General features: G+C 71.5%; 6 protein-coding genes. 3 read left to right on the top strand and 3 right to left on the bottom strand.

Translation table 11 applies throughout. From position 1 onward, the window contains the following. The first annotated feature begins 26 nt into the window (after nt 1–26). Complete coding sequence (locus tag ACZ44S_RS37260) at nt 27–560, top strand: NUDIX domain-containing protein (RefSeq protein ID WP_466937539.1); 534 nt, start codon at nt 27–29, stop codon at nt 558–560. Here ACZ44S_RS37260 and ACZ44S_RS37265 read toward each other — a convergent pair. Further along, nucleotides 551–2929 carry a glycoside hydrolase family 31 protein gene (locus ACZ44S_RS37265; RefSeq protein WP_466937541.1) on the bottom strand — a complete coding sequence of 793 codons (2379 nt, stop codon included), beginning with the start codon at nt 2927–2929 and terminating at the stop codon, nt 551–553. The two genes, ACZ44S_RS37260 and ACZ44S_RS37265, sit on opposite strands and share 10 nt — an antisense overlap. Before the next feature lie 213 nt (nt 2930–3142). On the opposite strand from ACZ44S_RS37265, the gene ACZ44S_RS37270 reads away from it, so the two are divergent. Further along, complete coding sequence (locus ACZ44S_RS37270) at nt 3143–5110, top strand: acetoacetate--CoA ligase (protein WP_466937543.1); 1968 nt, start codon at nt 3143–3145, stop codon at nt 5108–5110. 105 nt (nt 5111–5215) lie between these two features. Further along, on the top strand, nt 5216–6106 hold the full coding sequence (locus ACZ44S_RS37275; protein WP_466937545.1) for a hypothetical protein: 891 nt from the start codon (nt 5216–5218) through the stop codon (nt 6104–6106). 71 nt (nt 6107–6177) lie between these two features. Here ACZ44S_RS37275 and ptsP read toward each other — a convergent pair whose 3' ends face one another. Together ptsP and ACZ44S_RS37285 are read right to left on the bottom strand one after the other, a co-directional pair. Next, a complete protein-coding gene (gene ptsP, locus ACZ44S_RS37280; protein ID WP_466937548.1) occupies nt 6178–7848 on the bottom strand; it encodes a phosphoenolpyruvate--protein phosphotransferase in 1671 nt (556 codons plus the stop codon). Between the two features lie 78 nt (nt 7849–7926). Then, on the bottom strand, nt 7927–8376 hold the full coding sequence (locus ACZ44S_RS37285) for a PTS sugar transporter subunit IIA (RefSeq protein WP_190167045.1): 450 nt from the start codon (nt 8374–8376) through the stop codon (nt 7927–7929). Nucleotides 8377–8783 lie beyond the last annotated feature (407 nt).

An 8783-nucleotide genomic window follows, 5' to 3' on the forward strand; every position in this document is an offset into this window, starting at 1 on the left:
CACCGTGATCGGATACAGTCCCGCGCGTGTCCGAAACTCCCATGGTTCCCAACTCCGCGCCGGACTCCCACTGTTCGAGCTGCGGCACGCCCTTCGGAGAGGGCGTCTCCGGCTGGCCCCGCACCTGCCCGGCCTGCGGCACCGTCGCCTATCGCAACCCCCTCCCGGTCGCGGTGGCCCTCCAGCCGGTGTACGACACACAGGGCACCGCCCTGGTCGTCGTCACCCGGGCCATCGCTCCCGCACGCGGGCGCACAGCCCTGCCCGGCGGCTACATCGACGACCGGGAGGACTGGCGCCACGCCGTCGTCCGTGAACTCAAGGAGGAGACCGGCATCGACGCGGCGAGCCGCGACGTACGGCTCGCCGACGCCATGAGCTCGCCCGACGGACACCTGCTGCTGTTCGGGCTCCTGCCCGAACGCCCCGCAAAGGACCTGCCGCCCTTCGCCCCCACCGACGAGACCGAGGCCCGGGGCCTGCTCCGCCACCCCGAGGAACTCGCCTTCCCCCTGCACACCCTGGCCGTACGGGCGTGGTTCGAGGGCCGCTACATCTGATCCCCGGCCGGGCCCAGCCCGCGGACGCGTACCGGACAGGCCGGCACCCTCACCCCGTCCTCGCCCTCCCGCTCGACGACGATCCGCGGGCCCGACCACCTCACCGTGTACCGCTCGATCTCCGGCTCCTCCCACCCGTCACCGGAATCAGGCACGGCCAGCCCACCCCCGCTCCGCCCCCGGGCCGGTGCCCACACCTCGAGCTCCGTACCGCCGTCCTCACCCAGGACCGGCAGCACCGAGCCCCCGCGCGCGAACACCGGTATCCGTCCCAGGGGCGCGTCGACCACCACCCGGGCGGGCCCCTCGTACACCCGTTCCGTCGCCGTGTCGTACCACCGCCCGCGCGGGAGCACGACGGCCCGCCGGTCCGCACCCGGGTCGAGCACCGGAGCCACCAACAGACAGTCACCGAGCAGGAAGGCGTCCTCACAGTCGCGCAACGAGCGCTCCTCCGGCGCCGCCCACCACAACGGCCGCACATAGGGCGCCCCGGTGCGCCGCGCGAGATGCGCCAGCGTCATGAAGTACGGCAGCAGCCGCCGGCGCTCGAGGAGCACCCCGCGCGCGTGCTCCAGGACCTCGGCACCGAACCCCCACGGCTCCCCGCTCCCGGCACGCGGACCGGTGCGCGTACGGAACACGGGCAGATAGGCACCCAGCTGGAGCCGGCGCAGATACAGCTCCGGCGACCGCTCCCGGTCCGAGCCGCCGATGTCCGGACCCGCACAGGGAACCCCGCACAGGCCCAGCCCCAGCACCAGAGCCAGCGATGCCCGCAACCCGGACCAGCCCGACCCCGCCAGACTCCACCACACCCCGCCGTAGCGCTGCACACCGGCCCACCCGGAACGCGACAACACCAGCGGCCGATCCTGCGGTGCCTGCTGGCGCAGCCCTTCGTACGCCGCCCGGGCCATGCACAGCCCGTACAGATTGTGCGCCTCGCGATGATCGCCGTCCCGGCCGTCCAGGGCGTGCCGGGCCGAACGCGGCAGCGTCGGCTCCCCGAACGCCGTGAACGAAGTCGGCTCGTCCAGCGTGTGCCAGAAGCCGGCGAACCCCTGTGCCAGCCGCTCCGCGTACAACGCGCCCCACCACTCCCGCACGCGCGCGTGCGTGAAGTCCGGGAAGACCGCGTCCCCCGTCCACGACACTCCCCGTACGACCTTCCCGTCGGCGCCCCGCACGAAGGCGCCTTGACCCACCCCCTCGTCGTACACGGCGTTCCCTGGCATCGCCCCGACGGCGGGGGCCACGACCGACACCAGCCTGACGCCCTTGCGCAGCAGCTCGTCCGCGAGGACCGGCAGCTTCGGGAACCGCTCCCGGTCGACGGTGAACACCTGCCGCGAGTCGAAGTGGCCGACACCGAGGTGCACGGCGTCCAGCGGCACCTCGTGCGCCACGTGGTCGTCGACGATCCGCCGCACCTCCTCCTCACCGCCACCGCCCGACCACACGTGCTGGTGACCGAGCGCCCACGCGGGCGGCAGCGCCGGCGCACCGGTGAGCGACGCCCAGGCGAGCAGCACGCGCGCAGGAGTCCCGACCATCACCCAGCAGCGCAGCGGGCCGCCGTCCATCCGCAGCTCGCTCGTACCGGCCCGGTCGTGCCCGGAGCCGGCGCCCTCCGCACCCTCGCGCACCGTCACCGTGCCGTCCCACGCACTGTCGTGGAACACCAGATGCGTGCCCGCGTCGGCCACCACCATCTGCGCCGGCATTGTGACGGACGGCGGACCGCCGCCCGGCCCGACGGCACGACGGGGAGCGGTGTTCCACAAACGGTACGCACCGTCCCGCAGCCGGGGCCCCGACGCACGGCCCCCGAGGCCGAAGAAGCGGGCGTCCGCCGGAACCTCCGACCGCTGCTTCCAGCGCGCGGCGCCGCCCCCGACCGGCTCCCACCACAGCGGCGGCAGGTCCCGCCGCAGCGGCACACCCCCCGGAGTCAGCACCTCCACCGCGCCGTGCCGCGAGACGACGACCGTCACCCGCTCGGCCACCACGCGCCAGCCACCATCCTTGTCCGGCTCCAGCGCCGCCCGCGGATCCGGATCGGGACAGCGCCCGGCCAGCGCGTAGGACGGCTCCGGAGCCGCTCCGTCCCAGCCCCAGAAGACGGCCCCGTTCACCGCAACGAAGATCCGCAGTTCCGAGCGGGTGAACCGGAGCACACCCCCGCCCGGCCCCGGCTCCACGTCCCGCACGCTTCCGGGCACCCTCGCCCGCACCGGCCCGCGCCCCGGCAGCCCAGCGGCGTCCGCCCGCCTCCTCCGCCACGCCGCTCGTACGGTACGCAACCCCTGAGCCGCCCCCGCCGAACCGACCGATTTCACCGAACGCACCAGGTCACGACCGTTCATAGTGCCCACCCTGTCACCGATCGAGCCCGGCCAGGGTGCCGTTCAACTCCCGTTCACCCGTGATCGGACCACATCTTCACGACACGGACTATGTGCGGGGCACCCTGGTGCAGAAGTCGATCACGTGGCATCGTCCCTGTCAGCCGCGTCACGCGCACACCCCAGCCCGTGCGCGGAGGACGCACACGACGCGCACAGTCCGGGAGCCGCCCCATGTCGACCGAGAACCCCCAGCCGCTCTGGCAGCCGGATCCGGAACGTATCGCCCGGGCACGGATCACCTCGTTCCAGGCATGGGCCGCCGAGCACCACGGCGCCCCCGCCGAGGGCGGCTACGCGGCGCTCCACCGCTGGTCCGTGGAGGAACTGGACACCTTCTGGAAAGCGGTCACGGAGTGGTTCGACGTCCGCTTCACGACCCCCTACGAGCGCGTACTGGGCGACCGCTCGATGCCCGGCGCCCAGTGGTTCCCCGGAGCGACCCTCAACTACGCCGAGCACGCCCTGCGGGCGACCGAGTCCCGCGCGGACGAACCGGCCCTGCTGTACGTGGACGAAACCCATGATCCGCGACCCGTCACCTGGGCCGAGCTGCGCCGTCAGGTCGGCTCCCTCGCCGCCGAGCTCCGCACCCTCGGAGTACGTCCCGGCGACCGCGTCAGCGGCTACCTGCCGAACATCCCGCAGGCCGTCGTCGCCCTCCTCGCCACGGCGGCCGTGGGCGGCGTATGGACCTCCTGCGCCCCCGACTTCGGCGCCCGCAGCGTCCTCGACCGCTTCCAGCAGGTCGAACCCGTCGTCCTGTTCACCGTCGACGGCTACCGCTACGGCGGCAAGGAGCACGACCGCCGTGACGTCGTCGCCGAACTCCGCCGCGAGCTGCCCACCCTGCGCGCCGTCGTGCACATCCCCCTGCTCGGTACCGACGCCCCGGACGGTGCGCTCGACTGGGCCGCCCTCATCTCGGCGGACACCGAGCCGGTCTTCGAGCAGGTGCCCTTCGACCACCCGCTGTGGGTGCTCTACTCCTCCGGCACCACCGGACTGCCCAAGGCGATCGTCCAGTCCCAGGGCGGCATCCTCGTCGAACACCTCAAGCAGCTCGGACTCCACTGCGACCTGGGCCCCGAGGACCGCTTCTTCTGGTACACGTCGACCGGCTGGATGATGTGGAACTTCCTCGTCTCCGGCCTCCTGACCGGAACGACGATCGTCCTGTACGACGGCAGCCCCGGCCACCCCGACACCGGCGCCCAGTGGCGGATCGCCGAACGCACCGGAGCCACCCTCTACGGCACCTCCGCCGCCTACGTCATGGCCTGCCGCAAGGCCGGCGTGCACCCCTCACACGACTACGACCTCTCCGCCGTCACATGCGTGGCCACCACCGGCTCCCCCCTGCCCCCCGACGGCTTCCGCTGGCTGCACGACGAGGTCCGCGACGACCTGTGGATCGCCTCCGTCAGCGGCGGCACGGACGTCTGCTCCTGCTTCGCCGGAGCCGTACCGACCCTCCCCGTCCACGTCGGAGAGCTCCAGGCCCCCGGCCTGGGCACCGACCTGCAGTCATGGGACCCCAGCGGCAAGCCCCTGACCGACGAGGTCGGCGAACTCGTCGTCACCAACCCCATGCCGTCCATGCCGATCCGCTTCTGGAACGACCCCGACGGCAGCCGGTACCACGACAGCTACTTCGACACCTACCCCGGCGTCTGGCGGCACGGCGACTGGATCACCATCACCTCGAGGGGCTCCGTCGTCATCCACGGCCGCTCCGACTCCACCCTCAACCGCCAGGGCGTCCGCATGGGCTCGGCCGACATCTACGAAGCCGTGGAACGCCTCCCCGAGATCAGGGAATCCCTCGTCATCGGCATCGAACAGCCCGACGGCGGCTACTGGATGCCCCTGTTCGTCCACCTGGCACCCGGTGCCACCCTGGACGAGGACCTGCTGAACCGCATCAAGCGGACCATCCGCGAGCAGCTCTCACCCCGCCACGTCCCCGATGAGATCATCGAGGTGCCCGGAGTCCCGCACACCCTTACCGGCAAGCGCATCGAGGTCCCGGTCAAGCGCCTCCTCCAGGGCACCCCGCTGGAAAAGGCGGTCAACCCGGGCTCCATCGACAACCTCGACCTCCTCGCCTTCTACGAGGACCTCGCCCGCAAGCGCGCCTGAGCCGACTCCGGACCTTCCGGGTACGCCATTGTCTCCCCCGACCCTCACTGTCAGTGCCGCCGATTACTGTGAGTGAGCATTGATCGACTGTGCAGAGGGGGAGACATGGCGTACACCGACCACCGAACCATGCGACGCGTCCTGCGCCGCGAGATCGTCGGCACCATCGGCCTGCTGACCGACGAGCACGACTTCCGCGCCATGCGGCGCTACGACAGCTTCGTCTTCGACGACCACACCACCTACCTCAAACACGTCGAAGCCGTCCTCAGGACACGCGCACTGCAGGGCAGCCACACCACCGTGGCCCTCTTCGACCCCGCGGACTACGCCGAGTTCTGCGCGAAAACCGGCCTCGACCCCGACAGCCACACCAGCCGCTCCCGGTTCACGGCCGAACTGGCGTCGACCGGACCCACCGTCCCCTACGACGGCCGGCCGCTGGCCGGCCTCCTGCCCACGCTCGTCGACGAGGCCGTCCGCCAGGCGACCTGGGAGTACGCGACCACACTCCTCGCCCGCCTGGGCCCCTGCGTCTCCTGCGGCGAGGATCTCGGCCGCGCCGCCTTCGCCCGCGCCTCACACCTGCTCGTGCGCATCCTCGACACCGCCCCGCCCGGCGACCGGCACCTCGTCTGCAGCGTCTCCGGCCCCCCGGACACCCTCGTGGCCGTCCTGCACGCGGACGACCTCGCGGGCCGCCTGGACATCGACGAGACAGAGGCACTCGAATTCACCACCGTCCTGGCCGTCGGCCTCGCCACCGCGAGCCCGGGCGGACTGGTCATGCGGACCAGCAAACCCGGCACCCACGACCGCGTCCACGGCTGGCGCCTGCGCGCCTACGGCCTCGAGCCCCTCACCGCCGGAGAGGTGTTCGACGCCTACTGCACCGACGCCGAATCCGGAGACCTCATCGGCCCGGAGTCCGGCGTCGACTACTGCGAGCCGCCCGACCTCGGAGAGGAGGGCCCGAACCCGGCCCACCACCACTGACCCCGGCAACGCCGAAGGGGGCACCCCACCTCCGGTGGAGCGCCCCCTTGCGGAAGCCGTTCGGAATCCGGCTACTCGCCCGACAGCACCGCATGAGCGGCGGCACGGGCGTCCTCGGCACTGTCCGCCGCCCGTGCGGCCGCCGCGGCCCGCTCACACTGCGCCAGCGTGAACTTAGCCAGCGACGCCCGTACGTACGGGATCGACGCCGCACCCATGGAGAGAGAGGTGACACCGAGACCGGTCAGCACACACGCCAGGAGCGGATCGGAGGCCGCCTCACCGCATACACCACAGCTCTTGCCCTCGGCCTTCGCCGCCTCCGCGGACAGCGCCACCAGATCGAGCAGCGCGGGCTGCCACGGGTCCTGCAGCCGGGACACCGCACCCACCTGACGGTCCGCAGCGAACGTGTACTGCGCGAGGTCGTTCGTCCCCAGCGACAGGAACTCCACCTCCTGCAGCACCGAGCGCGCCCGCAGCGCGGCCGACGGAATCTCCACCATCGCGCCGAACTTTGCCTGCAGGCCGGCCTCCCGGCACGCGTCCGCGAAGGCCTTGGCATCGGCCCGGTCCGCCACCATCGGGGCCATGACCTCGAGGTACACGGGCAGTCCCTCCGCGGCCTTGGCCAGCGCCGTCAGCTGGGTACGCAGCACGGCGGGATGGTCCAGCAGCGTCCGCAGGCCGCGCACGCCCAGCGCCGGGTTCGGCTCGTCCGCCGGGGTGAGGAAGTCCAGCGGCTTGTCCGCGCCCGCGTCCAGCACGCGCACCACGACCCGGCCCTCGGGAAACGCCTCGAGTACCTGCCGGTACGCCGTGACCTGCTTCTCCTCGGAAGGAGCGCTCGTGCTGTCGTCCAGGAACAGGAACTCGGTGCGGAAGAGACCAACACCCTCCGCCCCCGCCTCGACGGCGGCCGCCACGTCCGCCGGACCACCGATGTTGGCCAGCAGCGGCACCTTGTGACCGTCCGCGGTCGCCCCCGGGCCGGTCGACGCGGCCAGTGCGGCCTTGCGCTCGGCCGCTGCCGTCTCGAGCTGTGCCCGCTTCTCGTCGCTCGGGTTCAGGAAGATCTCGCCGGTGCTGCCGTCGACCGCTATCAGCGTGCCCTCGGCGAGCTCGCCGGCACCCGGCAGGGCGACCACGGCCGGGACACCGAGTGCGCGGGCCAGGATCGCGCTGTGACTGGTCGGCCCGCCCTCCTCGGTCACGAAACCGAGCACCAGCGTCGGGTCGAGCAGCGCCGTGTCCGCCGGCGCGAGGTCCCGGGCCACCAGGACGTACGGCTCGTCGCTGTCCGGCACACCGGGCATGGGCACTCCGAGCAGCCGCGCGACGATACGGTTCCGCACGTCGTCGAGGTCGGCCACCCGGCCGGCCAGGTACTCACCGGCGTTCGCCAGCAGCTCGCGGTACGCGGCGAACGCGTCGTACACCGCCCGCTCAGCCGTGCTGCCGACGGCGATGCGCCGCTCCACGTCGGCCTGCAGCTCAGGGTCCTGGGCCATCATGGCCTGCGCCTCGAGCACCGCCTGGGCCTCGCCGCCGGCGAGATTTCCGCGTGCCATCAGATCGGCCGCGACAGCCTCCACGGCCTTGCGGGCGCGTCCCTGCTCACGCTCCGCGTCCTCCGCCGGAATCTGCTTGGCGGGCGGCTCGAGCACCGCCGTACCCATGTGCCGGACCTCGCCGATCGCCACACCGTGGCTGACACCGACGCCTCGCAGCTTTGTCTCCATCTCACCCGTCTCCGCTAGTCCGGCGGCCGCAGCCGCCGTGGTGTTTTGTCCTGGGGGCCGTCGGGGGACGGCGTGGTGTCACTTCCAGAGGAAGAGACTGTCGCCGGCCTTCACCTCACCGTCGTCGCGAAGCTCGGAAAGAGCGTCCGCAGTGGCCTCCAGGGCCACGACCGGGCAGACCGGGGACTTGCCGGCGGCCTCCACGGCGGCCGGGTCCCAGCGCACGATGCTCTGACCTCGGGTCACCGTGTCGCCCTTGTTGACGAGCAGCTCGAAGCCCTCGCCGTTGAGCTGCACCGTGTCGATACCGAGGTGGGTGAGCACGCCATGGCCGCTCTCGTCCACCACGACGAACGCGTGCGGATGCAGGGAGACGATCACGCCGTCGACGGGGGAGACGGCCTCGGAGGGCTCCCGCGCGGGGTCGATCGCCGTCCCCGGGCCGACCATGGCCCCGGAGAAGACGGGATCGGGCACGGACGCCAGTCCGATGGCACGTCCGGCAAGCGGGGACGTCACGGTGGTCATGGGAAGCCTCCCAAGGCGTGGAGATCTGTACGAGCGCCGTCACTGCCTGTCTCCGGCGTGCTGTTCAGCAGGGTATGTCATGTGACGTACCGGTTCCGGGGACAGGCTCGTAGGTGGTCTAGACGAGAGGTCTAGACCACCTACTCTAATCGATTTGCACGCGGTCCGCGACCGCTGTAGAGTCGTACTTCCTGTTCGGGGATGAGGGACACGTCGAGTGCCCGTGCCCGGCAGGCAACCAACTCATCAGATCCTATCTTCGGATCACTTTCTGCATGCCTGCAGGACAGTGGTCAGGGAGTCGGAAAAACACTGATAGAGTCGGAAACACCGAAGGGAAGCGCCCGGAGGAAAGCCCGAGAGGGTGAGTACGAAGGAAGCGTCCGTTCCTTGAGAACTCAACAGCG

The organism is Streptomyces malachitofuscus (genome assembly GCF_055571035.1).